Raw genomic sequence first — 23,918 nt, 5'->3', positions numbered from 1 at the left:
TTAATGGATTATATCCATTGGTACAATCATATTAGAATCCATGGGACGCTAAACTACACGAGCCCAATTCAATATAAACTTGAACACCTTAAAAAAGTTGTTTAGTTTAGTGTTGACAGTCCAATATTTTCATTTAAGTACTTCTTTTGGAATGTCGAATATATTCCACAATAAAGCTATAAACAAAATAGAAATTAGCCAAGCTAATAAGGGTCTATTAACATGAATTCTTAGCACGGTAAACATAACAATATTGAATAAGATAGACCAGGCAATATTCCATCCATGATGGTATTCAAACAAATTTAGATATTTAGCGTTGATGAATTCAACTAGACTGTAAAGAAAAACCCAGAACAAAATCCAAAGTATTTGTTTAATTCTGTTTCTAGGAAAATTCCCTAAAAAAATGAGTAATGTAGAGGAATATACTAACATCATAATCATTATGTCAATAATAAGGTGACCATATAGAATATTACTACCGAAAATAGTTTCTTTATATGACCACAATTTATAATCGTGCAGTAAAGCATTCTTTAAAAGATCACCAGCTATAAAAAACAAATAAGTTGGGTAATAATTACGCCAATTTTTCCAATCACCCCATTTAATTGCAGCGGTTAGAAATAATAAATTATAAAAGAAATGCATAAGACTCCTCAAAAATATGTTTTTTAAAAAATTATTGCCTTAAACAATAAAAATTATTAACTTTATTCTTGAAATACTTAGATGTCCTTCCTGCTTCTTTAGAGGTTGTCGAATAAAGATATGACCGCTCAAATGAGCGTTTTTTTTATAATCTTTGGATACATTAAAAAGAGCAGAAGAAATAGGTTGAGGTGAAATCGCTTATGATGTCGAAGAGGCACTTAGTATTTAATTTATCTATCATACTCATTCCATGGTTATCGTTGTTATTTATAGGAAAGCGCAGTATAAAACGTTATTCTTTAGCGGGCGTTTTTATTGTTATTTTTGAGATTATAAATCATTTGTATGGACACAAGAGAAAGTGGTGGAAGTTTTACGATAAGCGATCATTGTTTATTAAGGATGAGCTTCCTTTTAGTATTGGCCCTTATATGCCTCTTTCCATGTGGATACTTAAATTTTCGTACGGGAACTTTAAAAAGTTTATACTACTTAATGTTCTTGCTGATGGACTCTTTGCTTTTCTTTTCATTGATGTTCTTAAAAAATTGAAGATCATATCTCTAAATGGGTTAAATCATTTTCAATTTTTTATATACTTGCACTATAAAGCATATTTATTATATGGAGTACAGTATTTGTTTGAGAAAACAAAAAGAGTTAGTTGATTTGACAACCTAAGTAGGACCATGCAAGCACCTCTTTAAAATGGCCTCTTGCTCTAAGTAGAAGCTAAATCAACTTATATGCTTATAGAAACTCGAGAAAGAAAATTACACTTGAGAAACAATGAAAACAAATTGAGTAGCAGGGCAATTCAACAATATTTGTTGTCGAAATAAATGAAATCAAAAGAAATTCTCTTATGATTTAAGCTTTTTATGACGAATATTATATGTCGAAGTCATTATAATCCCTTGTTAAACTATAAGGTGTTGTTGAACAAGAACACGGAAAAGACCTAATATGAAAAATAGGTCTTTTTTATTTGGGTGAAAATTTCACACAATATTTCTTTATATCCCCAAGGTCAGATTAATGAAGGAAAAAAATCCCCCGTCAACTTTCTAAACAAATAGGCTGGACTTTTATCGACTTTTCCGTTTTTTTAAAAAAGCAATAACCAGAAGCAAAAGAGGGATCACCACTTGAAGCGGCAGATGCACAAAAAATGGGATAATGTGCAAACCCTCCTTGATATGTTCAGAAACATTGCTGGCAATTGTAATGGATAAAAATAAAATTACAATTCCAATTGGATAAACCAGCCGTGAAGATTCTTTGATGTTAAACAAGTCTGCTATGCCTATAACAGCTACATAACAATACACACTAATCTTAAAGAAACCGCAAATAATCGAGGTCAGCATAAAATACACATCCAGACGCTCCAAAAATTCTGCTACTTGAATAGTCTGGATGGTACTGAGAAGGGGAAATTGCGAGCGAGAGACGAGATCAACACCGAGAACACTAATGTTAAGCGCTGTGATAATCGCTATGTTGATGCTGCTTAACCCTATAGCGAACAAACCAGCTACTTTTGCCTTTTTAGATTGATTCACATACGGCAGAATCATCGCAAATACAACTACTTCCCCAAATGGGAAATACAGAGTTTGAGTAAAGGTAATTTTCATAATCGATAAAATACCTTCTTCCAGTACTGGTTTTAAGTTAGTAAGATTGAGCAAACCAGAAGCAACAATCAGAATAAAGCCAGTAATGGCAAATAAGTACACGATTATAAAAAACAATTCTCCTGTTCTTGCTAGTACCTCAATCCCTTTACGAACTGTATAAACCATTACCAGCATCAATAATGCATTCACAATAAACAGAGGGGTATCTGGGTAAGCTACGGTTACTAGCATCTCTCCAAAGTCCCGCAGGTCTCTTGACGCGATATATATAAAATAAAGTAGGAAGAAAAAACCAAGTAGTCGTCCAAGCACTTTTCCTATAATTTTTTGTACATACTCTGTTGGCAGGTTATCGGGGTAATACTGATAAAGACCATAGTAAATCCAAAATAGTATGAAGCCGCCAACCATCCCAAGCAGAACGGCCAGCCAGGCATCCTGTTTCGCCTCAACCGCAAGGGGGAGCAATAAGGTAGTACCGTGCTCAAATAATAATATGAGGACAAATAGCTGATATGCGCTGATTTTCGCTTTCTCCACTGATTTGCCACTTCCTTTTCATTAACAATTATTGATTACTCTCCATATTAGAAAAGTACGGTTTGTTTCTTAAACCAGTGCGACGTACAAAAGCCTCAACGGTCACGTCTGCTTTTAATTGGGGGAAGTGAACATTGTTCCAATCTTGTTTCAGCTTCTTCCATGCTTTCGGATCAGAACGATGTACCGCTTCACCGAATCCAAAAATATCCGATTGATTTTTCTGGGCACGTTGGATGGCGTCATTAATCTCTTTCTGAATCTCTTTCTCCAATGTCTTTTCTATGTCCAACAGTACACTCGGGACGGTTAAATCAACAGGTACCATTACCTCGCCGATGTCTCCCTCTGCATGGACATGAATCGAAATTTTCGGTTGGCCGTTTTTCATGTTAGCAGAGACTTTTGTTTTTTGACGGAGCACTTGATAAGCAATGGCCTCTTGTTCTCCTTCCCAATTAATATTTATATCTGTTCCTTTGATTTTATCTAATATCCATGTGACCCCTCTTGCCGTTTCCCCTTGAAGCCAGTCAACCATTTTCCCGTCTTTAAAAACAGCAAGACCCTCCGCTTGAAGATTTTCCTCGACAGCGGATTGTTGAATATTTTCCAGCTTTTTTCCCTGTTCAGCATTCCCAGTCATACGAAATCCAGTAATTACTGGTTCTTTTCCGGGAGATACGAGATCCTTAATCCCTTCTTGGATGCTGACCTCCAGATGTTCTCCCCATCTTTGTTCCGTAAATTTTAATGTTTTAATCACTTTATTAGCTGGAATTTTATCGACCCCGGTCAACGTATTCACAATATCTGCTGCTTTTGTATCATGGGCAATTATAATCGTCGCCGTAGTCCGGAATTCAGGATCGCGATCAAAGGCATCTAAAATCTTGATAATGCCTTCTTCCTTTGCCAGCTCTTCATTGATAACCACAAGGTTAGCATGAGAGTAATAGAGCCTTCGTGAGATTTTAGTTGATGCACGACGGCTCATTTCTACTATATTGTCTCCAGTAGAGGAATAGGTGGTAATAGATGGAGCCTGCCCACCACCACCGCCACCGCCTTGCAGGCCCCCGGCTACGTTTCCTGGATTGATAAGTTGAATGGTTCCGACATACCTTCCTTCTTCATTTTTATCAATACCAAGGGCAGAGACAAACGCAATATCGGTTAATTCCTTTTTACTCCAGCAGCCTGAAGTCAAGGCTAGGCCTGTCAACATCAAGAATAGAAACATCCATTTACGATTCATTCTGATCACTCTTTCTCGTGTGACTGTTTACCATTCCGCGACTAGCAGGAGGTTGTGGTCGCTGGTCTTTTCCTTGACGAATGTTATTTTCATTGCCGATAAATGGCGGTCTTTGCTTTAAAGCCCACCATGGCAGTCGGACGACTGTATCGCCTGCACTCTTCGGAATGAATGGTGCAAACGGTGACATGTATGTAACACCGAACGAGCGCAGGTCACATAGATGAACGATTACCATGATGAATGCTAGAATAATTCCATAAAAACCAAATGTCGCAGCGGTTATCATAAATAGGAAACGTATCAAACGAGCCGAAATCGCAATGGCAAAAGAAGGGGTTGCAAAACTGGCAATTGCTGTGATGGCGACGACAATCACCATGGCCGGTGAAACAATCCCAGCCTGTACGGCCGCTTGTCCAATCACCAGAGCTCCAACGATGGATACCGCCGAACCGATAGCCCTTGGCATTCGGACACCGGCTTCCCGTAAAATCTCAAATGTTACTTCCATTATCATGGCTTCTACAAAAGCCGGGAAAGGGACTGCTTCCCGCTGTGCTGCAATCGCAACCAGCAGCTGTGTCGGAAGCATCTCCTGGTGAAATGTTGTAGCGGCGATATAAGCAGAAGGTCCTATAATAGAAATAAAGAAAATAATGACCCGTAAAAGACGTAGTGCTGTTGCAATATCGAAACGAGCATAATAATCTTCGGCGGCTTGAAAAAACTGAATAAATATAGTAGGGGCAATAAGCACAAACGGAGTTCCATCTACAAAAATGGCTATCCTTCCTTCAAGGAGATTTCCTGCAACCATATCCGGCCTTTCTGTATGGTAAAGCGTCGGAAAGGTTGTCATTGTCTGGTCTTCAATCAGTTGTTCAATATAACCCGATTCAAGAATGCCATCGATATTAATCTTTTTTAATCGTTGACGCACCTCTTCGACGATTTTCTCATTAACAATGCCGTTAATATACATTATCGCCACATCTGTTTGTGTAACCTTGCCGATTTTCATCGATTCCAGCCATAAGTCCGGGTTTTTAATGATTCGACGTACGAGGGCTGTATTCGTCCTAATCGATTCAGTAAAACCGGACCTTGAACCACGGACGGCCAACTGGGTACTCGGTTCCTCAATTGAACGTGTTTCTCCGCCTTGTGTACCGACACTCAATGCTTCATTTGTTCCATCGACGAGAATAAGAGTTTCCCCTGCCATCAAAGACAATAACAACTGCTCCCAGTTACTGACCAGTTTTATACTACCGAGAGCAGCCATGTTATTGGAGATGATCTTTAAGGCATTTTCCTGAGTTAGCTTTTCTTGTAAAGCATGATTCTTCATTATCGATTCAATTAAAAAATCGTTGATGGATATAGTGTCAACAATACCTTCAACATAAACAACGGCTGTTTTAATCTCGGAATGAGGGCTAATATTCAACGTTCGGATGACTACATCTGAACTATTTCCCGTTTTTTGTTTAATCATATCAAGATTGATGGATATAGAATCATCGATGAACCCCAATAATCGATTGTTAGGCTGATCCTGGCTGCTCTCCTTATGATCCTCGCTAGTTGTCTTTTTCTTTTGATGTTTAAAAAATGAAGGCATAGCATAAGGCACCTTTCTTAACTTTTATTTCCTATTGTATTGTGTCCAGACGCTTATTCCGGTATACAAACCTTTACCACTATTTTGCTTCCCGTATAACGTATACAGCGGTTTAAGATAGGGAAACATCTATTAAGGAGTGATAAAAAATGAAAATCCTTGGTATTTCTATTTTAATGATGGGAATGTTAATGGGCTTTTCCCTGGGCATAGATCTTCTTCTAGGATTTGAGATACGTACCTCGTTGAAAAGTGCTTTTAATCCTTTTCGTGTGATGGAAGTTCCTGAATTTATTATAATATTTTCCCTTGTTTTCTCATTAGTGATTGAATCCTTACGTTCTTTCTATCAAAAAAGAAACGTAAAAACAAATAATTCTGAAAAACAACCTTAAACATAATAAACGAGAACAGGTTTGACCTGTTCTCGTTCTATTTCATTAACTTAACTGACTATCCCCGTAAATAACATCTTCTCTTGCTTTTCCCTTTTAGAAATATTTACTTCACAGAACCATTGGTAAAAGTACAACGGTTCTGTTCGCTTTTTCTATTGTTTATTTATTGTACCTTTTCATATTTAAAACATAGACGTACTATGCATTGGTTGGACTTTTGCGGTTGGGTCGATAAATTGTTTGGCGTGATTGACCGCGACTGGTGCTTCACCAAATCCGCTGGCAATTAATTTTACTTTGCCATCATAGGTGGCAATATCACCAGCTGCATAAATTCCAGGGATATTTGTCTCCATTTTGGAATTTACGACAATATTGTTTTTTTGAATGGTAAGTCCCCATTCTTTAATAGGACCAAGTGAAGAGACGAAACCATAGTTCACAATGACTACATCGACATCAAGAGTTTGCGTTTCTTCTCCGTTTGCATGTTTAAGAATGACGGTGTTAATTTGATCGTTTGTACCAATGAATTCAACGGGCACATAAGGAGTTTGAATGTGTACTTTTGATTTCTTTACATTTTCTACACTATGTTCGTGAGCGCGGAATTTATCACGTCTATGGATAAGGGTAACTTGCTTAGCAATTGGTTCAAGCATAAGTGCCCAATCGACTGCCGAATCTCCGCCTCCAAATACTGCTACTTTTTTATCGGCGAAATCATTTAAATTATCAATAAAGTAGTGAAGGCTCTTACCTTCGTATTGCTCCGCGTGTTCTATCTCAATTCGACGAGGTTGAAAGGCGCCGTTGCCAGCTGTAATAATAATGGCTTTGGAGTAGTGGATTTCTTGATCGGTCGTTAATTTAAAGTGTCCTTCTTCAAGCTTTTCAACTTTTTGGACTGATTGCTCTAAGACGATTGTTTGTTCGAACTTGGACATTTGTTCTTTTAAGTTGTTAATCAGTTCCTGTGCGCGAATTTTGGGAAAGCCTGCGATATCATAAATGTATTTTTCGGGGTAAAGCGCAGATAATTGACCGCCTAATTGAGGTAAACTTTCAATGACTTTTACAGATGCTTGTCTCATACCGCCATAGAAAGCTGTAAACAGTCCTACTGGTCCACCGCCAATAATCGTAATATCATATACTTTTTCGTTCACTTTCACGCGTATCCCTCCGTTTTAGCTATTTGTGTATTCCAAAAAATATATTACTTATTTTACCATATAATGATTTGGATTATAGGATAAATTTGGTTATTTATAAAGGTTTAAAAATTATATGGCATCAAGTAAAACTTCCATCAGTATGGTTTTCCTTCATTCCTCATTTATCTTATTATTTCCTCAGAATGTTAAGATAGAGGTCTTACTGTCCGTTAAGTGAGGGATAAAATGGTTGATTTAAAGATGTTCAGCTAAAATAAATCAACAGAGTCTATAACAGGACTAAGTATTTAATTTGTGACAGGAAGAGGAAAAATATACACTAAAGTGACACTTCATCATTGCAGAGTCATTTTCTTTTTGAGGTTGCAACTTGAATATTTCCCATTTCTGTTTAAAATATACATAAAGGCAGGGGTTGTACAATGCAGGAGAGATGTCGAAATGTCTGGTTGGCTGTATCGGGAATTGTCATATCAAATCAGGGAGAATGGTTGGTTGTCAAGAAACGATATGGTGGGTTAAAAGGTGTCTGGTCGCTTCCGGCAGGTTTTGTAAAGGAAAATGAGACAGTAGATGAAGCAGTCATTCGAGAGGTATTAGAGGAAACAGGTATTGCTACTGAGATTGAAGGCATCGTTGGCCTGAGAAGCGGTGTGCTTAAAGGAGAAATTAGTGACAATATGCTGCTGTTTCGCTTAAAGCCACTAAATATGGATGTACAGGCTCAGCTTGAGGAATTATATGAAGCAAAATTTGTTCAGCCACAAGAATTACTCAAAGAAGGAAAACAATCGACTTTATTGGAGGAGCTATTTTCGTATAATCTAGAAGCCTTGCAACAAGTACGTACAGGATTGAACCCTGGAGATCATTTTGGTTATACGTCATATAAATTATTTGTTTAACCATATTTAGAGGCTTCATAAAGGAGGGCAAGTATGCCATTACCCGTATTATTAATTTCGATTGTCTTATTTTTTGTTCTGTTCTTCGGCATTGGCTTTTTACTGAATATGTTGTTCCGCTCTTCGTGGGTTATGGTCATTTTATTTCCAATCGTTGCGATTCTTATCGTGAATCAGTCTAAGATGATTGAATATGTGAGACAGCCTATTGAATCCTTGAAGCAACTAGGGTTGAATTTTGCTGCGTTACATATGGCTGATATTGTTATTTTATCAAGCGGGCTATTAGGCGGGGTATGTGCAGGTATTACAATTAAGCTATTAAGAAAAAAAGGGTATCAAATGTTTTAATAGACGAGGCTGTCAATCACTGACGGTCTTTTTTTATTGGTTGTAATTTATGGCATATAATACAGAGTCCTATCATTAGCCACTCTTAAAAAGATAAGATAAATCCTTCACTTTTATGAATATTTCCATCTATTCAAGGAAAGGAATAATGGAAGTGAGAGGAGAGGAATAGTAGTGAGAAAGCTGATGTATGTCGGGAAGAGAATTGCTATTATGGTTGTCTTTCTGTTAGCTATTCAAACGACAATTGAGCATGTGACAGGGGGAACCCCCCCAATACTTAAGCAAGTATTAGCTAGTGAAAATCGAAATGAAACGACAACTTCTAAACCGAAATCGATAAAGGCTGTTCAAACATTGGAGAATGAACTTGATTTTTCTCAGTATCCAAAACATCAAGTAGTTGCAACTGGTTATACAGCAGGATATGAATCAACAGGAAAAAATCCTGATAGTCCTGCTTACGGAATTACATATTCAGGTGTGAAAGTAAAGCGTGATTTATATTCAACAATCGCTGCAGATTTAACGCTTTTCCCAGTAGGAACGATTTTATTTATTCCTGAATATGGTTATGGAGTGGTCGCCGATACAGGCAGTGCTATTAAAGGGAATCGGCTCGATTTATATTATGAAACCGTTCAGGATGTATATAATGAATGGGGCAAAAAAACTGTAGAGGTTTATGTGGTTGAAGTAGGTAAAGGAACGTTGTCGGAAGCTCGATTAAATCAATTAAATGAGGCAGAGAATATGCAAGTATTTCGTGAGCAAATCCTGGGTAAAAAGCCCGAGTAAGGTATAGGCAGGGGGCTCTCCTATAGTTAATCTCCACTTATTTTCTTTGTTCTTCATCGTTTGGAGAGGGAGCTTATGTTCATGTAAGTGTGGTTAAGGTTATAAGCATTAGAAAGACCTGTGATGTTACGTCACAGGTCTTTCTTTACAGAACTTTTCAGGATGCAAAATAGCGGCAAGTTTTTCGAGTCCGTCTAACAATCGAGGAGAGGGGCGGCAGTAGAGCGGCTCTTCCATAATGAAAATACGGTCATTTTGTAGAGCGGCAAGGTCTGCCCAATTTTCTCGTTTTCGAACGATTTTTGGATTAATTCTTTTTAAAGGAACACCGACCCAAGCTAGACAAATATAATCGGGATCGCGGGATAAAACATCTTCTGAAGATACAGTAACACTTGCTAAATCGACGTCTTCAAATAGATTATAGCCCCCAGCGAGTCGACTGATTTCCGTAAGCCAGTTGATACGACCGGGAGTGAAGAGGGGATTTGGCCACCATTCCCAATAGAGCGATGGTCTTTGTTCAATTGTATCCGAAATCTCTTTATAACGTTGAATAGTAGCTCTAAATTGAGCTGCCTGTTCAGCTGCTTTCTTGGATAATCCAACAGCTTCTCCTAATGTAAGCAGGTCTTGAGCGATATCTTCAAGAGACTGCGGGTTAAAAGTCAGGTGAGGAATTCCACGTTCCTGCAAGCCTTCAATGTTCTTTTCCATTCCTGGAACACTTAGCGAAGCGAGCACTAAATCTGGTTTCAACGATTGGACAAGGTCCAGGTTAATTGATAAATCCGGGCCAACCTTTGGAAGATGTTGAATAGAATCGGGCCAATCTGAATAATCATCAATAGCAATAAGTTGATCTTCAATGCCAAGATATACACAAAGTTCTGTATTACTCGGACAAATCGAAATAATTTTCATAGAAATGCACCTACCCTTTAAATACAAAATAATAGAGAATGAAGGCAATGAACGCTCCTGTTAATGCACCGAAAAAAACTTCAATCGGCTTGTGACCAAGCAATTCCTTTAATTGATGTTGTTTTTGCTGCTCTTCTTTTTTTTGCCAGTTCTTTACTTGATCGACTAATATATTAAAATCTGTAACAAGCTGATTAAGAACAACAGCTTGCTCTCCGGCTTGGCGCCTTACTCCTGTCGCGTCAAACATCGTAATAATCGCGAAAATGGTAGCAACAGCAAAAACGGGTGAATCCAGTCCGTTTTCAATCGCTATGGCAATTGCAAGAGCCGTTACCGCAGCAGAGTGAGAACTAGGCATGCCTCCGGTCGAAGTGAGCAAGGACCAATCCATTTTGCGGTCCGCTATGTAATGAATTGGGACTTTAATAAATTGAGCAAAGAAGATGGCCACTAAAGAAGCTATAATGGGAAAGTTCAAAAATATGTCCATCGAGATTAACCCCTTTCTCTCACACTGACTGATGTATATTACTTACTTCCATGAAAATATGTCGATTCCTGCTTAATATTTCGCTTACAGTCATTCTTTATATGAAATTTGAATAAATTTTTTCAATCACTTTGTTTTTCGTTTATACAGCTACTGGCTTAAAGTAAGCTATGGAGTATTTGGAAAATAGAAAATCCGTTATACTAATAGAAAAAGCTAGAGGAGGAACTAGTATGTTCACAGTTCACGGGACGCTTGATTTAACGAAACATGAGGAGTGCTTGTTAATTGGAATATTTGATCAACCAAATAAGTTCACTGAAGTTGGTCAGGCAGCGGACAAGAAAATGAATGGGCAGTTAACCGAGTTAGTAAAGGAAGGTGAGATTTCAGCAAAGAAAAAGTCAATTACGACGATACATACGTTAGGCATGATTGCTGCCAAGAAGCTAATCTTTGTTGGTCTTGGAAAGAAAACGGACTTAACATTTGAAGAGCTTCGCGAAGCGTTTGGAAAAGTAAGTAAAGCTATTCAAGCTTCTCGGGCGACCTCACTTTCTGTTGCCTTAGATACGTTTACGACAGAGAAAGTGGATGAGTTAGATGCAGCGCACGCTTTTGCAGAAGCTTTTATGCTTGCGACCTATAAATTCAATGGTTATAAGCAAAAGTCGAATCAAGTAGAGAAGTCTGTCAAATCGTTTACTATATACAGTGAAGGGGATAAGGAGGAAATTGGTGCCTCTTTACATGTTGGGCGAGTATTTGGGAAAGCGACGAATTCGGCACGTACGCTTGTGAATACGCCAGGAAATTTGCTAACATCAACAGACTTAGCTGATTATGCTAGACAGTTAGCTGATCGTTATAATTTTGAAGTGGAAATTCTTGAGAAGGAAGATATGCTTAAATTAGGTATGGGGGCGCTTTTAGCTGTGAATCAAGGGTCGAATGAGCCGCCAAAGATGATTGTGTTAAAGTATCAAGGAAGAGAAGATTGGAAAGATGTAATTGGGTTAGTTGGAAAGGGCATTACGTTTGATACGGGCGGTTATTCGTTAAAAACAAAAACAGGTATTGTTGGAATGAAAACAGATATGGGCGGTGCAGCAGCTGTACTAGGTGCAATGGAGATTATCGGTGAACTAGGACCTGAACAAAATGTTGTGGCTGTTATTCCATCAACAGATAATATGATTAGCGGGGAAGCGTTTAAACCGGATGATGTGATTACTTCAATGAACGGAAAAACGATTGAAGTGTTAAATACGGATGCAGAAGGACGGCTTGTGCTAGCGGATGCTGTTACGTATGCGAAGCATCATGGAGCTGAGTATTTAGTCGATGTAGCGACATTGACAGGTGGCGTGATTACGGCATTGGGGAATGATATGACAGGTGCAATGACGAATCATGAGGCGTTTTTTGAACAAGTGCTGCAAGCATCTTATGAAGCTGGAGAACCAATGTGGCGACTGCCTATTACAGAAAAAGATAAAGAGCGCGTGCGCAATAGTAAAATTGCTGACTTGAATAATTCTCCGGGTGGAGCAGGTCACGCTATTATGGGCGGTGCATTCATTGGTGAATTTGCTGAAGAAACACCATGGGTTCATCTGGATATCGCCGGGACATCTACAACAATCAGTGTGAACGACTTAGGAACAGCAGGAGCAACAGGAGTAATGACACGTACATTGGCATTACTCGTTGAGCGATTTGAGGCAGAGAATAACTGATTGAAACCGAAGTTCTAGTCGAGCTTCGGTTTCCTTTTTGAGTGTAGAGATTCGATTTATACTTTGTTTCCATATACAATGAGAAATAAATGTGTCGGTTAATATCAACTTAAACATGCATCCATTTTAGGTTTATAATAATATGGCAGTAATCTTCACCTGTTTTGGGATAAAAATCTAAGCGGATGCCTTCTGGATCATAATTAATGTCAGGGACGGTATGAACACCTGTTTTTTGAATCATACCGGTGACGACTGATTTTTGGGATTGCTGAGCGGCATTCATAAGTCCCTCGGCAAATGGTTTAGAGCTGGCTAACATATCAATGACTTTTTTGGCATCTTGTAGTAAAATTTGGGATAATTTAGCTGATTGTATTAATAAATCGGGATTTGCAGTCGATGAGGGGCGTAGCTGAGCGGGAGTTGTTGTTCGATATAGATGGTCATAAGTCACCGGAATTAAAGGAGCATGATGAAAACGTGGAAGTTCTTCCAATAAGTTGTTCTCCTTTCGTACCGATTTTTATTTACAATATGTATAGAAGTAAGCGATTATGCTTGTAAGGTGCTTGGATTCTATCCATTTATCAGGATATATAAAGTGTTCATATAGCACATATTGCATTTGACGTGTATATTTTATAGTTATATACTTACTTACATAAAGTAAGTGAGTGAATGAATTCCAAAATATAAAATAGGTGATTATACTATGAAAATAACAAAAGAAACGAAAGAACTTTTAATAGATAAGATGCAAATGATTCAAACACCTGGAAAAGCAGACTTGTGTCTAGTTGGTCCAGTTCGATTGCCGGTTCAACAGCAAGATTTAGAAGTTACTTTTCAGTGGTATACATGGCATTCATTAGAGGCCGGTGTTAACACAAAAGAAGCTGTTCTTGATTCGGTTGCAACTGCGAACTTAGCCTTTGGCCAGCAGTCATCAGTTCTTGTATATGGTGACTTTGCCAACTCGGATGATGCTTTGATTCGAATGCATAGTATTTGTCATACAGGTGATATTTTTGGCAGTCAGCGTTGTGATTGTGGATATCAGCTTCATCAATCGATGAAAATGATTGCGGAGCACGGTTGTGGAGCTATTTTTTACTTAGCCGACCATGAAGGACGAGGAATTGGTTTGTTTTCTAAATCATTTGCTTACCTTTTACAACAAGAAGGATACGATACGGTTGAAGCGAATCATGCACTTGGATTTGAAGATGATACGCGCTCGTATGAAGATGCGATTCGCGTGTTAGAGACATTAAGAGAAAAGCCTGTTACGCTTATTACAAACAATCCGAAAAAGCTTGCTGCTTTGCAAGAGCACGGATTAACCGCTAAGCATCATATCCCGCTATGGGGCGGATTAACAGAATACAATCGTTTCTATTTGGATACGAAGGTTCAGAAATCAGGGCATATGCGTCAGGAGAACTCTACTTTGATAGGATAAGGAGTGCGGAATTAGATGAATACAGATCAGTATTATATGCAGCTGGCACTAGATTTAGCCAAAAGTGCGAGAGGGAAAACCCATCCAAATCCGCTTGTTGGAGCGATTATTGTGAAAGATGGTGTTATTGCAGGGACAGGTATCCATCGAAAAGCAGGTGAGCCGCATGCGGAGGTTCATGCGTTTCGGATGGCAGGGGATTATGCGAAAGGTGCGACTTTGTATGTCACATTAGAGCCTTGCTCACATTATGGTAAAACACCTCCTTGTGCGAATCTTGTAAAAGAATCGGGTGTGAGCCGCGTTGTAGTCGCTATGCAAGATCCGAATCCAGAAGTAGCTGGACGAGGGATTGAATTGTTACGAAATGCCGGAATTGAAGTCGAAGTCGGTGTGTTAGAGCAAGAAGCAAAACGTTTGAATGAAGTGTTTATCCACAATATGCTTAAAAACCGTCCATTTGTTATTTCTAAATTTGCAATGACATTAGACGGGAAGTTAGCGACACATACGGGGCATTCTAAATGGATTACAGGTGAACAATCTCGCCATGCCGTTCATCAGCTTCGTAATGAAGTAGACGGCATCTTAGTTGGAGTGGGTACGGTTTTAGCTGATAATCCATCTTTGACGACTCGTCTTCCAGAGGGCGGCAGCAAGAATCCGGTGCGTGTCATTTTAGATAGTGAATTGCGTACACCGCTTGATGCTGTTGTAGTTCATACACATGAAGCGAAGACTATCATTGTAACAACGGACAAAGCTGATCGAACAAAGCTTGAGGCACTGCAGGCAAAAGGTGTGGAGTTTATTTTCGTTGCTAAAACAGAATTAGGACTGGATTTAGAAGCTATGCTTGCTGAACTCTATAAAAAAGGCATTACGGAACTTTTAGTCGAAGGTGGCGGAGAAGTGAATGCTTCATTTTTAAGAGCTGGTTTGATTGATAAATATTTTATTTATATTGCTCCCAAGTTACTTGGAGGTCGAAATTCGTTAACGCCATTTACCGGACTTGATGTAGATAGTATGGATGAGGTATGGAATGTAACTTTTGATAAAGTTGATACATTCGGTGAGGACCTGCGTATTACCGCTTATCCGAATCAAGGTGAGGATAGATAGATGATGTATCACAGTGATGTATGTATCGTCGGTGCTGGTCCAGGTGGCGCTTTACTTGCATATTTATTAGCGAAGAAAAATGTTTCTGTTATTTTGATTGAACGTTATGCAGGGATGGGGAAGGCGTTTCGTGGCGAGCATTTAAATGAAGAGGGCGAAGCGATTTTAAAGAAACATGGTTTATTCTCGGCCGTTGAGGAATTAGGATTATTACGTATGGAGCAATTGGAATATTGGCAGGATGGTCAATTGGTGAAAAAAATCCTTCCGGATTCAAAGGTTGGCCATTTAGGTATTCATGTGCCGCAAGCCCATTTATTAAAAGTGCTAGTGAAAGAATCACAGAAATATGATTCCTTCGCTTTATTGATGAATACAAAGGTAACTGAGTTATTAGAAGATGAAACAGGACGTTATAATGGCGTTAAAGCGATAAAAGATGGCAAAGAGATTGTTGTAAGAAGTAAACTTGTTATTGGAGCAGATGGACGATATTCAACAGTACGGAAAAAAGCCGATATTGATGTAACGGTTCGAAAGCATGGCTATGATTTGCTTTGGGCGAGAATCCCAGCACCAATCGGTTGGGAGCCTGCTATTAAAATGGCGCTTATTAGCGGAAAGCAGCTATCTTTATTTACACAAGCTTTAGGATTTATCCAAATTGGCTGGAATATTGAACAAGGCTCTTATCCACAGTTGCGGAAGCAGCCGTTTCAACCATTCATTGACCAACTTGTGCAAGCTTTCCCGGTGCTAAAAGATTCTGTTTTGCAGAATATTCGCTCATGGGAAGACTTTGTTTTATTAGATGTATATAGCAGTTCCTCGGAAATGTGGGGGAAACATGGTGTTGCTTTGATTGGGGATGCTGCACATACGATGACTCCGACTGGTGCTTTTGGTTTAAATAGTGCTATGAAGGATGCAGATGTATTAGCAGAATTAATCAATAAAGACTATATTGCGGAGCTGGATTTACTTAATTGTGCTACAATACGGAAAGAAGAAGTAGCAAAATTACAAGCGATACAAATTGAGAAGGAAGAGTCTTTTGCTTCGCAATTTGTGGTGTTAGCTTAGGGGGATTAGTGTGAAATTTGGCTTTGATATTGATGATACGCTTATTGATTTACGAGGATATGCGTTTCAATTATATAATCAGAAATTGAATCAAAATGTAAGCTTAGATGTGTTACAAACAATTAACACATTGGAGATTCACAAAGCGTTTGGTTTGACTGGAGAAGAGGGCGGCAAGCTGTGGAATAGTCTAGCGGATGAAATTTATTATTCAGGGTGTCCAATTTTTGAAGGGGCACTAGATATGTTAAAAGAGCTCGACCGTGAGGGGCATGAGATTTTTTATATTACAGCAAGAAAGAAAGAACATAGTGAACGCACGAAACAGTGGTTAATTAAACATGGCTTTCCTTTTCGAGAGGACCATTTTTATTGTGGAATGAAGGATCCGGAAAAGATAGAAATCATTCTGGACTTACAATTAGATTACTATTTTGATGATAAGCCAGCAGTGCTAGAAACATTATTAGAGATTCCAACAAAGGTTTATGCAAAAGACAATCCATACAATCAAAAGGTAAAAGTTCCGAGATTGAAAGATTGGTCGGAATTAAAGGCTATTTTAGCGCAATAAGAAAACTGATGCTGATGTTTGTGAACTGCAGCATCAGTTTTTTTGTATTTTCTTTTTTAATATTTTGTAAGTTTATGGGATTATATGTACAATTAAGAAATAAAAAGAAAATGAGGTGTAGAAAATGGAAAGAAATGTAGAAGGAACTTTAATGAATTCATTAGGGATTGAAATTAAAGAGTTAAGTGAGGGGAAAGTAATTGCGACAATGCCAGTGGATGAAAGAACAAGGCAGCCGTTTGGATTATTGCACGGAGGTGCATCTGTCGCGCTTGCAGAAACGGTAGCGAGCGTTGGGGGTTTTTATCTGGTGGATCAAACAAAGGAAGCGGTAGTCGGTCTAGAAATCAATGCTAATCATATAAGAGGAAAACGTTCAGGGCAGGTCATTGCAGAAGGAACCATTCTTCACCGCGGCCGCAAAACAATGGTTTGGGACGTAAAGATTCGCGATGAACAAGACAAACTCATTTGCGTTTCTCGATGTACATTGGCAGTTGTGTCACAGTGACTTTTTAAACTGTGGATTAATTGTGGATAAAAATGTGGATAAATAAAAATCAGTGTGTTTGGTGAAGGGAGGCACACTGTTTTTTTGGAGGATTGGGCATGAAGAATACATATTTTTTCGGTTATTTTCCGTTTATTACGGTTGTATTATTTAGTTTATCGTTTGGGCTTTATTGTGAAATAAAGTTGTTAGATTTATTTGATAGTTTAGGGCTTTATCAAGGAATGTTGGAATTTTTTTCGGAAACAGGTATTAAAATAGCTTTATTAGTTGTAATGTTTCTTGTTTTCTTCATGCTGTTTTCAGCATTAAAGCTACTTTTGGATACGATGGTTGAAATGTCTTTGCTGCTTTTTTCGAAGGATTCGGATGGAACGGGCTTAAAGAGCATTCGAATGGGGACGATTATTTATGTAGTTGGTGCTACAGTGTCTTTAGTAAGTACTCAGTCAATTATGGGGCTGCTCGTCATTTTTCTCTTAACAAATGTCGCCGCTTTCATTTATTTTGTGTATAAAATTTCAACAAACTTAAGTTTGTTAGGATTAATTGGTTTAATCTTCTTTCATATTTTCATATGGTCAATCTTTTTATTGGTTGTCGCATACTCTGTATTAAAACTTTATAACAGCATAATTAATAGTTTACCTATTTAAAAAAATCCAAATAAAGATAGCCTGTCCGAAATCGGACAGGCTATCTTGCTTCTGCTTGTTGGCTAATATTACGCCAAATACGAACATGTGGTGAGGAGTAGTAAATCGATTCAATACTAGAAGGTTTATCTCGACCAACCCAAACACCTGTCGTATAGCTGTCTGTTAAACCAACAAACCATATATCTTTTACACCGTTTGTTGTTCCTGTTTTGCCGCCGATATAACCGGTTGGAAAATAAGCTGCTTTTGCCGTACCTCTAACGGTTACTTCATGTAATAGTTCACGCATTTTTGCGACGGTTGCTGGGCTCCAGACTTGCTTTTGTTTGTCTTTCCATTTATAAAGAGTTTTCCCTTCGCGGTCTGTTACTTTAACAATAGCCCGAGCAGGCTGATAGCTGCCGTCATAAAAGGATGTAAAGGCGCGAGTTAGTTCGAGTGGGCTCATTCCATAGGTGAAGCCACCAACAGCGGCTGTTAAGAGATGATCTCGCTCGCTCACTTGTTCAAATTGAAATGCATCTAGATATTCGAAACTTGTCTCAATGCCTGTTGCATCAAGGAGACGAACAGCTGGTGTATTATAAGAACGAGCAAATGCTGTTTTTAAAGGAACCATGCCATAGGTTGCTCCTCCGTAGTTTTGTGGGCAATAGCCGTTTTTACAATAATTAGCCCCGCTTACTTGAGAGTATACAGAGGCCCCCGTTTTTTCGATATACGGTGCATAAACGAGCAATGGTTTAATAGCAGAGCCTGGTTGACGGTAGCTTTGATAAGCGCGATTGAAAGAATTTTTTTTATAATCCTTTCCCCCAATCAAAGAGACAAGCTCCTGCGTATGATGTTGTATAACGACGGCAGCTCCTTCAATATCACCGTAAGCGATTCCGTTATTTAGCGCTTGCTTGGCAGTTGTTTGCAAGTGTGGATCAAGAGCTGTATGGATAGTTACTCCAGAGTTTAATAGTTTTGTAACTTTAGTTTGTAGTTGTTTTTCTGCTTGTTCACGTACAGCTTGGTCCTTGCTCGCAAGCCTTGCTGTCAATCCTTCTCTAGCAGCTACTAATTGCTTTAGTTCATGGTGCACATACGTCACATAGTCTGGATAGTTATCCACTTTTGTACGAACATTTAAGGTGATTTTTTCTTGAACAAGCTTTTTGTACTGTTTCTCAGATAAAAACTCTGCTTCAACCATTTGTCGTAAAATGCGCTCTTGTCGATTTTTCGTCGCTTTAAAATGCTTGAGCGGATTATAGCGCTCGGGGTTATTCGGGATCGCTGCTAAAAAGGCTAATTGGGCTTTTGATAGCTTCTTAGCAGATGTATTGAAATAAAATTGAGAAGCGGCTTCAATGCCATATGTGCCGTTGTTAAAGTAAATTGCATTGATGTACAAGTCTAGAATCTCTTCTTTCGAAAACAATCGTTCCATTTGATAGGCGTAGAGCAGCTCAGTGATTTTTCGGTCGTATGTTCTTTCATGTGTCAAATACACGTTTCGAGCGAGCTGCTGGGTAATTGTACTTGCTCCTTGTTCGATGGAGGTGCTCTGACTATTTACAAGAACTGCACGGCTAATCGCTACAGCATCAATGCCTTCATGATGATAAAATTGTCGATCTTCTATAGTGACAAATAAATCCTTTAAAAACGTTGGAATTTCTTCGTCACTTAGATTTACCCGATTTTTCGCTAACGATATTTCACTAATAATCTTGCCTTGGTTGTCTGTCATATAACTTGTTTCTTCTAACTGAATCGTATCGATAGAAATATTGTCATCGAGTACTTTTTGAACGCTTTCAGCCTTGTTCCACTCTTGAGAGGCTAAAAAGATTAATCCTGTTACAAGAGGGATAAGGGAAAAGATAAAGAGAGAGCCAAGAAACTTGCGCATAGTCCAACTTCCTAACTAATATAGTTTTAATATGGTATTTTGGTGGAAATTACCGTGTATAGCTAAAGTATACATGAAAAATGGGAAAAAATGTTGAAAAATTTTACAGAAAATTATTCGCGAATTGTAGGAATTAACTGAAAAGTTTTAAATTGTTCTGCTATAATATTTGGTAAAATCATGATAAAGGGGGGAGAATTATGGAGAAACAGCACTACGTCTTTATTGACTTTGAATTTACGATGCCAGAAGGGAGAGGGAATCCGGTTGGATTTTATCCGGAAATCATTGAAGTTGGTTTTGTATCCGTTGTAAATGACTCCGTCAAAGAGCAGTTTTCTTCATTTGTTGCTCCAAGTAAGTTTAAAACATTAACGAATCGGTGCAAGAAATTTTTGAGTGTTCATCAAAGTCAAGTTGAAAGCGGCATGCCTTTTACGGAGCTAGTCGATTTGTTCAAGAAAATGGAAGCGGATTATCCAATGACGACAGTCGTTACGTGGGGAAATATGGATATGAAAGTGTTGAAACAAAATTGCCAAAAGGCAGGAGTAGAGTTTCCATTTAAGGGAAAACAAGTTGACTTATGTATGGAGTACAAACGATTCTTCGGTGATCAAAACCAAACTGGTTTGTGGAAAGCTGTACAGGCTTACGGAAAAGAAGGGACAGGCAAACATCATCGTGCGCTTGATGATGCTTTAACAACGTATAATATTTTTAAATTGATTGAAAAGGATAAAAGTTATATGAAGAAACATGAGCCAACAACGATTGGTGACCGTATTGATCTATCTAAAGTCTTAAATCATTTAGCGTTATAAAAAGCCAAATCAACGATTATTGATTTGGCTTTTTATCACGTTATTTAAAATAATCTGCTTCTAACTCTTCAAGTTGCTGTAGGCTAAGTTTGTTAAAGTCTGTCTCCTCTTTAGTGAGAGCTTCTTTCATCGTTGTTACAGCTTCTCGTAATGAGGCTTGGTAATCTGGGATTTCCCCTTCATATGGCTTGACCATGTTTTTAGGGACATTCGTTTGTTCTCGATAAGCGAGAGCACGACGTTGATGGAACATAGTTACTTCTGTTTGTCTTGGATTGTGTAAATCACCCTGCATTGGATGTTTTAAAACAGCCAAAATTCGGACAAGATAGGCATTTCCACGATCTTCAGTGATCTCTCCGATATATTTTCCTGTTTTATTAATGGCTGTTACAATTTCTCCAATTTTCACTTCAACTACTGGCATACGCTTTCCACCTTTCTGTTTCTACTCCTTTTATCATACTTGAATCAGAGCATTTTTAACATCAGATTGAATGAGATGTTTTGCACTTCTTTTCAGATGCTTTTTTTAGAAAAATCGTGTAAAGTGTACAAATGAAGGTTAAAATGGATAATATTTTTTAACACTATTATTGAAAGTAGGGAATAACGGATGACGAATTTTCCACAATTAACAACAGAAGTGCAAGCAAATGAAAAAGCAGTGTTGATGCAAACAACACTTGGGGATATCAAAATTAAATTGTTCCCGGAAGTAGCTCCAAAAGCAGTTGAAAACTTCTTAACGCATGCTGAAAACGGCTACTATGAAGGGATTATTTTCCACCGTGTTATTAAAGATTTCATGATTCAAGGTGGGGATCCAACTGGTACTGGTATGGGTGGAGAAAGTATTTGGGGTGCTCCTTTTGAAGATGAGTTCGCTATGAATGCATTCAACATTCGCGGTGCGCTTTCTATGGCAAATGCAGGCCCTGGTACAAACGGAAGCCAATTCTTTATTGTACAAGCTCCGCATGTAGATGTACGTATGGGAGAGCAAATGAAGCAAGCAGGGTACCCAGAAGAAATGATTAAAGCATATATGGAACAAGGCGGTACACCATGGTTAGACCACAAACATACTGTTTTTGGACAAGTTATTGAAGGTATGGATGTTGTAGATACTATCACAAATGTGGAAACAACATATGGTGACAAACCGGCAGAAGATGTTGTGATTAAAAAAATTACAATTTTATAAGTTGAAAAAAGAGCTGCGTCAAAGATTATGCTTTGGCGCAGCTCTTTTTGGTGGAAATCAAAAATCTCGCCAATTCATCATGAGTGCAAAATGGTGGAATTTTATGGGTATTGTTATAATGAGTATATATCTCGGGACGTAGAAAGGATGAACAAGATGAAGCACGTAGTAATTGGTTTGTTTCTTTACTTTCCAGATGATAAATCAGAGTATATCCCAGCCGCGATTTCTTGTGCGATCTTTTTGTTAGCTGCAATTTTTACAATGCGATTCATTATTCGTTATTCCAAAAAAGAAGAGCTGAAAACAAAGCAACTTGAAGAGCGTATTGCACAGCAACAAAACACAGCAAAGAACGATCCTTTTTCATAGGCTGTGTTCATGAATGTTGGTGATAATATGATTTTTAGCTCATTCATGTGAAACCGCGGTTTCACACGCCTTTCTCCTAAACAGCGGAAGAAACTACCTTAGTTGAAAAAAGTATGGTTACAAATACTAAAAGGAAACTGACTTAGAAAGGGTGTTTTTTTAGTATGCAACCGAATCAACTCAACGAGTTCAAACACCAATTGGAGCAAATGAAGCAAGAAGTAGAACCGTCATTGCGTCAAGAATTTGATTTATTAAGAAGTCATGGTCATGATGCGGTAGGAGAGCTGTCAAGTTATGATAATCATCCAGCAGATGATGCGACAGAGCTGTATGAGCGAGAGAAGGATATGGCGTTATATGAGCATGCAAGGCAGGAATTAGATGAAATTAATTATGCTTTAAAGGCGATAGACAGTGGGAGTTATGGGACATGTGAGGTTTGTGGAAAAGACATTCCGATAGAGCGTTTACAAGCCATTCCGACTACGACGTTTTGCGTGGAACATAGTCCTTCACAGCAGACATCGCATAATCGACCGATTGAGGAAGAGGTGTTAATGCCGCCTTTTGGGCAGTTTGATTTTGATAATCGTAAAGAATCTGTCGCCTACGATGCAGAGGATACATGGCAGGAAGTAGCTAGCTACGGAACATCAGAGAGCCCATCAGATTTTATTCGTCCGCCAGCCGATTATGAAGATACGTATGTGGAATCAGACGAAAATATTGGCTATGTGGAAGACTATGAGAACTTCGCTGCGGTTGATATAACAGGGAAAAATATTATGATTTATCCGAATACGCAGCATGAGCAATTAGAGGAAGAGTTGGACGAGGCTGGAATGATGACACCATTTGGAGATTTGCCGCGATATGAGAAAGATCCATATGTAGAGTAATAGGAAGTAATTCACAAAAAGGACTCCTTATATTGATAGGAGTCCTTTTTGTGGTTTTGTACAGGTTATATATGTAAAATTATAATGAAGATGGTAGAGGAGGATAGCAGATGAATACTGTTTCATTAATGAAAAACAAAGTTCGTGTTGTGTTAGAGAAGAAAGAACTAACTAAAGTTGTTGCGAGAGTTGGGATTGTGTTAGATATTAGCGGCTCTATGAGAAAGCTTTATCGTGAAGGAACGGTTCAAAAAGTAGTTGAGCGAATATTAGCTGTAGCTTCCCTTTTTGATGATGACGGGACATTAGATGTTTGGGTATATGATAATGAGTTTTCACGTCTACCTTCTGTAACAGAAAAAGACTTCGTTGATTATGTGAATCAAAAGATTTTAAATAACGATTCTATTCATAAGTTTGGTCGTAATGATGAACCACAAGTTATGAAAGATGTGCTTCAAAAATACTTAAAAGAAGAACCTAGTAATTCTCCTGTATTCCTTGTATTTATTAATGATGGCGGCTGTAAATCAGGTATTAAAAAGTATATTGTGTCTTCTTCAGACAAACCGATTTTTTGGCAGTTTATCGGAATAGGTAATTCCAATTTTGATGTGTTAAAAAAGCTTGACACAATGGAAGGACGCGTTGTTGATAACGCAAACTTTTTCCACTTTGACGATATTGAGACAGTTTCAGATGAACAATTGTATGACCAATTATTAGATGAGTTTCCGAATTGGCTGAAAGAAGCAAAAGAGAAACATATTTTACGTTAAAAA

28 protein-coding genes are annotated in these 23,918 nt (G+C 38.3%); 18 read left to right on the top strand and 10 right to left on the bottom strand.

Going from position 1 to position 23,918, the window contains the following annotated elements; all coding sequences use genetic code 11:
* Window positions 1-3 precede the first annotated feature (3 nt).
* A complete protein-coding gene (locus ACE199_RS17980) occupies window positions 4-105 on the top strand; it encodes an IS3 family transposase (protein ID WP_375349433.1) in 102 nt (33 codons plus the stop codon).
* A 24-nt stretch (window positions 106-129) separates the two neighbouring features.
* On the opposite strand, the gene ACE199_RS17975 is transcribed toward ACE199_RS17980, so the two are convergent.
* The gene (locus ACE199_RS17975; protein ID WP_375351032.1) at window positions 130-654 is read right to left on the bottom strand and encodes a CBO0543 family protein; all 525 of its coding nucleotides are present in this window, start codon (window positions 652-654) and stop codon (window positions 130-132) included.
* A 203-nt stretch (window positions 655-857) separates the two neighbouring features.
* Between ACE199_RS17975 and ACE199_RS17970 the strand changes: the two genes are divergently transcribed.
* Window positions 858-1,325, top strand: a complete 468-nt coding sequence (locus ACE199_RS17970) for a hypothetical protein (protein ID WP_375351031.1) — start codon at window positions 858-860, stop codon at window positions 1,323-1,325.
* Between the two features lie 420 nt (window positions 1,326-1,745).
* Here ACE199_RS17970 and ACE199_RS17965 read toward each other — a convergent pair whose 3' ends face one another.
* Genes ACE199_RS17965 through ACE199_RS17955 form a run of 3 tightly spaced genes read right to left on the bottom strand, consistent with a single transcriptional unit; the run spans window position 1,746 to window position 5,725 of the window.
* Window positions 1,746-2,840 (bottom strand): GerAB/ArcD/ProY family transporter, encoded by a 1,095-nt coding sequence (locus ACE199_RS17965; protein ID WP_375351030.1) that lies wholly within the window; start codon window positions 2,838-2,840, stop codon window positions 1,746-1,748.
* Window positions 2,841-2,868: 28 nt separating this feature from the next.
* Window positions 2,869-4,098, bottom strand: coding sequence for a Ger(x)C family spore germination protein (locus ACE199_RS17960; RefSeq protein WP_375351029.1), 1,230 nt, complete (start codon window positions 4,096-4,098; stop codon window positions 2,869-2,871).
* Window positions 4,088-5,725, bottom strand: coding sequence for a spore germination protein (locus tag ACE199_RS17955; protein ID WP_375351028.1), 1,638 nt, complete (start codon window positions 5,723-5,725; stop codon window positions 4,088-4,090). Before ACE199_RS17955 ends, ACE199_RS17960 begins: the two co-directional genes overlap by 11 nt.
* Window positions 5,726-5,874: 149 nt before the next feature.
* On the opposite strand from ACE199_RS17955, the gene ACE199_RS17950 reads away from it, so the two are divergent.
* Entirely contained in the window at window positions 5,875-6,120 is a 246-nt protein-coding gene (locus tag ACE199_RS17950; protein ID WP_375351027.1) for a YczF family membrane protein, read from the top strand.
* A gap of 185 nt (window positions 6,121-6,305) precedes the next feature.
* Here the strand turns inward: ACE199_RS17950 and ACE199_RS17945 are convergent, their stop codons facing one another.
* Window positions 6,306-7,298 (bottom strand): NAD(P)/FAD-dependent oxidoreductase, encoded by a 993-nt coding sequence (locus ACE199_RS17945; RefSeq protein WP_375351026.1) that lies wholly within the window; start codon window positions 7,296-7,298, stop codon window positions 6,306-6,308.
* Between the two features lie 425 nt (window positions 7,299-7,723).
* Here ACE199_RS17945 and ACE199_RS17940 point away from each other — a divergent pair, with 425 nt between their 5' ends.
* From ACE199_RS17940 to ACE199_RS17930, 3 genes are all read left to right on the top strand, one after another.
* Complete coding sequence (locus tag ACE199_RS17940) at window positions 7,724-8,206, top strand: NUDIX domain-containing protein (RefSeq protein ID WP_375351025.1); 483 nt, start codon at window positions 7,724-7,726, stop codon at window positions 8,204-8,206.
* 33 nt (window positions 8,207-8,239) lie between these two features.
* On the top strand, window positions 8,240-8,557 hold the full coding sequence (locus ACE199_RS17935) for a YuiB family protein (RefSeq protein ID WP_375351024.1): 318 nt from the start codon (window positions 8,240-8,242) through the stop codon (window positions 8,555-8,557).
* A 174-nt stretch (window positions 8,558-8,731) separates the two neighbouring features.
* Window positions 8,732-9,355, top strand: coding sequence for a 3D domain-containing protein (locus ACE199_RS17930; RefSeq protein WP_375351023.1), 624 nt, complete (start codon window positions 8,732-8,734; stop codon window positions 9,353-9,355).
* 126 nt (window positions 9,356-9,481) lie between these two features.
* Here ACE199_RS17930 and ACE199_RS17925 read toward each other — a convergent pair whose 3' ends face one another.
* Together ACE199_RS17925 and ACE199_RS17920 are read right to left on the bottom strand one after the other, a co-directional pair.
* Window positions 9,482-10,279, bottom strand: a complete 798-nt coding sequence (locus ACE199_RS17925) for a cobalamin-binding protein (protein WP_375351022.1) — start codon at window positions 10,277-10,279, stop codon at window positions 9,482-9,484.
* Window positions 10,280-10,289: 10 nt separating this feature from the next.
* Window positions 10,290-10,772 carry a divergent PAP2 family protein gene (locus ACE199_RS17920; RefSeq protein ID WP_252291597.1) on the bottom strand — a complete coding sequence of 161 codons (483 nt, stop codon included), beginning with the start codon at window positions 10,770-10,772 and terminating at the stop codon, window positions 10,290-10,292.
* Between the two features lie 233 nt (window positions 10,773-11,005).
* Between ACE199_RS17920 and ACE199_RS17915 the strand changes: the two genes are divergently transcribed.
* Entirely contained in the window at window positions 11,006-12,511 is a 1,506-nt protein-coding gene (locus ACE199_RS17915) for a leucyl aminopeptidase (RefSeq protein ID WP_375351021.1), read from the top strand.
* 109 nt (window positions 12,512-12,620) lie between these two features.
* Here the strand turns inward: ACE199_RS17915 and ACE199_RS17910 are convergent, their stop codons facing one another.
* Window positions 12,621-13,010, bottom strand: a complete 390-nt coding sequence (locus ACE199_RS17910; RefSeq protein WP_375351020.1) for a YuzC family spore coat inner layer protein — start codon at window positions 13,008-13,010, stop codon at window positions 12,621-12,623.
* A 216-nt stretch (window positions 13,011-13,226) separates the two neighbouring features.
* Between ACE199_RS17910 and ACE199_RS17905 the strand changes: the two genes are divergently transcribed.
* The 6 genes from ACE199_RS17905 (at window position 13,227) to ACE199_RS17880 (ending at window position 17,925) form a co-directional block, all read left to right on the top strand.
* Complete coding sequence (locus tag ACE199_RS17905; protein WP_375351019.1) at window positions 13,227-13,976, top strand: GTP cyclohydrolase II; 750 nt, start codon at window positions 13,227-13,229, stop codon at window positions 13,974-13,976.
* A gap of 15 nt (window positions 13,977-13,991) precedes the next feature.
* Window positions 13,992-15,101, top strand: a complete 1,110-nt coding sequence (gene ribD, locus ACE199_RS17900; RefSeq protein WP_375351018.1) for a bifunctional diaminohydroxyphosphoribosylaminopyrimidine deaminase/5-amino-6-(5-phosphoribosylamino)uracil reductase RibD — start codon at window positions 13,992-13,994, stop codon at window positions 15,099-15,101.
* Window positions 15,102-16,184, top strand: coding sequence for an FAD-dependent monooxygenase (locus ACE199_RS17895; protein ID WP_375351017.1), 1,083 nt, complete (start codon window positions 15,102-15,104; stop codon window positions 16,182-16,184).
* A gap of 10 nt (window positions 16,185-16,194) precedes the next feature.
* Window positions 16,195-16,758, top strand: a complete 564-nt coding sequence (locus ACE199_RS17890) for a 5' nucleotidase, NT5C type (RefSeq protein WP_252291587.1) — start codon at window positions 16,195-16,197, stop codon at window positions 16,756-16,758.
* 124 nt (window positions 16,759-16,882) lie between these two features.
* The gene (locus tag ACE199_RS17885) at window positions 16,883-17,269 is read left to right on the top strand and encodes a hotdog fold thioesterase (protein WP_127761896.1); all 387 of its coding nucleotides are present in this window, start codon (window positions 16,883-16,885) and stop codon (window positions 17,267-17,269) included.
* Between the two features lie 98 nt (window positions 17,270-17,367).
* The gene (locus ACE199_RS17880) at window positions 17,368-17,925 is read left to right on the top strand and encodes a DUF5366 family protein (protein WP_127761895.1); all 558 of its coding nucleotides are present in this window, start codon (window positions 17,368-17,370) and stop codon (window positions 17,923-17,925) included.
* A 40-nt stretch (window positions 17,926-17,965) separates the two neighbouring features.
* Here the strand turns inward: ACE199_RS17880 and ACE199_RS17875 are convergent, their stop codons facing one another.
* Window positions 17,966-19,831 carry a transglycosylase domain-containing protein gene (locus ACE199_RS17875; protein WP_375351016.1) on the bottom strand — a complete coding sequence of 622 codons (1,866 nt, stop codon included), beginning with the start codon at window positions 19,829-19,831 and terminating at the stop codon, window positions 17,966-17,968.
* A gap of 200 nt (window positions 19,832-20,031) precedes the next feature.
* Here ACE199_RS17875 and kapD point away from each other — a divergent pair, with 200 nt between their 5' ends.
* Window positions 20,032-20,655, top strand: a complete 624-nt coding sequence (gene kapD, locus ACE199_RS17870) for a 3'-5' exonuclease KapD (RefSeq protein WP_375351015.1) — start codon at window positions 20,032-20,034, stop codon at window positions 20,653-20,655.
* 40 nt (window positions 20,656-20,695) lie between these two features.
* Here kapD and kapB read toward each other — a convergent pair whose 3' ends face one another.
* A complete protein-coding gene (kapB, locus tag ACE199_RS17865; RefSeq protein WP_375351014.1) occupies window positions 20,696-21,082 on the bottom strand; it encodes a kinase-associated lipoprotein KapB in 387 nt (128 codons plus the stop codon).
* 189 nt (window positions 21,083-21,271) lie between these two features.
* On the opposite strand from kapB, the gene ACE199_RS17860 reads away from it, so the two are divergent.
* The 4 genes from ACE199_RS17860 to ACE199_RS17845 all read left to right on the top strand — a co-directional run bounded on the left by ACE199_RS17860 (window position 21,272) and on the right by ACE199_RS17845 (window position 23,915).
* Window positions 21,272-21,862 carry a peptidylprolyl isomerase gene (locus ACE199_RS17860; RefSeq protein ID WP_375351013.1) on the top strand — a complete coding sequence of 197 codons (591 nt, stop codon included), beginning with the start codon at window positions 21,272-21,274 and terminating at the stop codon, window positions 21,860-21,862.
* Window positions 21,863-22,018: 156 nt separating this feature from the next.
* Window positions 22,019-22,234: a hypothetical protein gene (locus ACE199_RS17855; protein WP_375351012.1), complete on the top strand. Its 216-nt coding sequence runs from the start codon at window positions 22,019-22,021 to the stop codon at window positions 22,232-22,234.
* Window positions 22,235-22,398: 164 nt separating this feature from the next.
* A complete protein-coding gene (locus tag ACE199_RS17850) occupies window positions 22,399-23,136 on the top strand; it encodes a TraR/DksA C4-type zinc finger protein (protein WP_375351011.1) in 738 nt (245 codons plus the stop codon).
* A 110-nt stretch (window positions 23,137-23,246) separates the two neighbouring features.
* Window positions 23,247-23,915, top strand: coding sequence for a vWA domain-containing protein (locus ACE199_RS17845; RefSeq protein WP_252291574.1), 669 nt, complete (start codon window positions 23,247-23,249; stop codon window positions 23,913-23,915).
* The last annotated feature ends 3 nt before the right edge of the window (window positions 23,916-23,918 follow it).

The organism is Peribacillus sp. Hz7 (assembly GCF_042136355.1).
Classification (GTDB): Bacteria; Bacillota; Bacilli; order Bacillales; family DSM-1321; genus Peribacillus; species Peribacillus asahii_A.
This window is presented reverse-complemented; position numbering and strand designations above follow the sequence as displayed.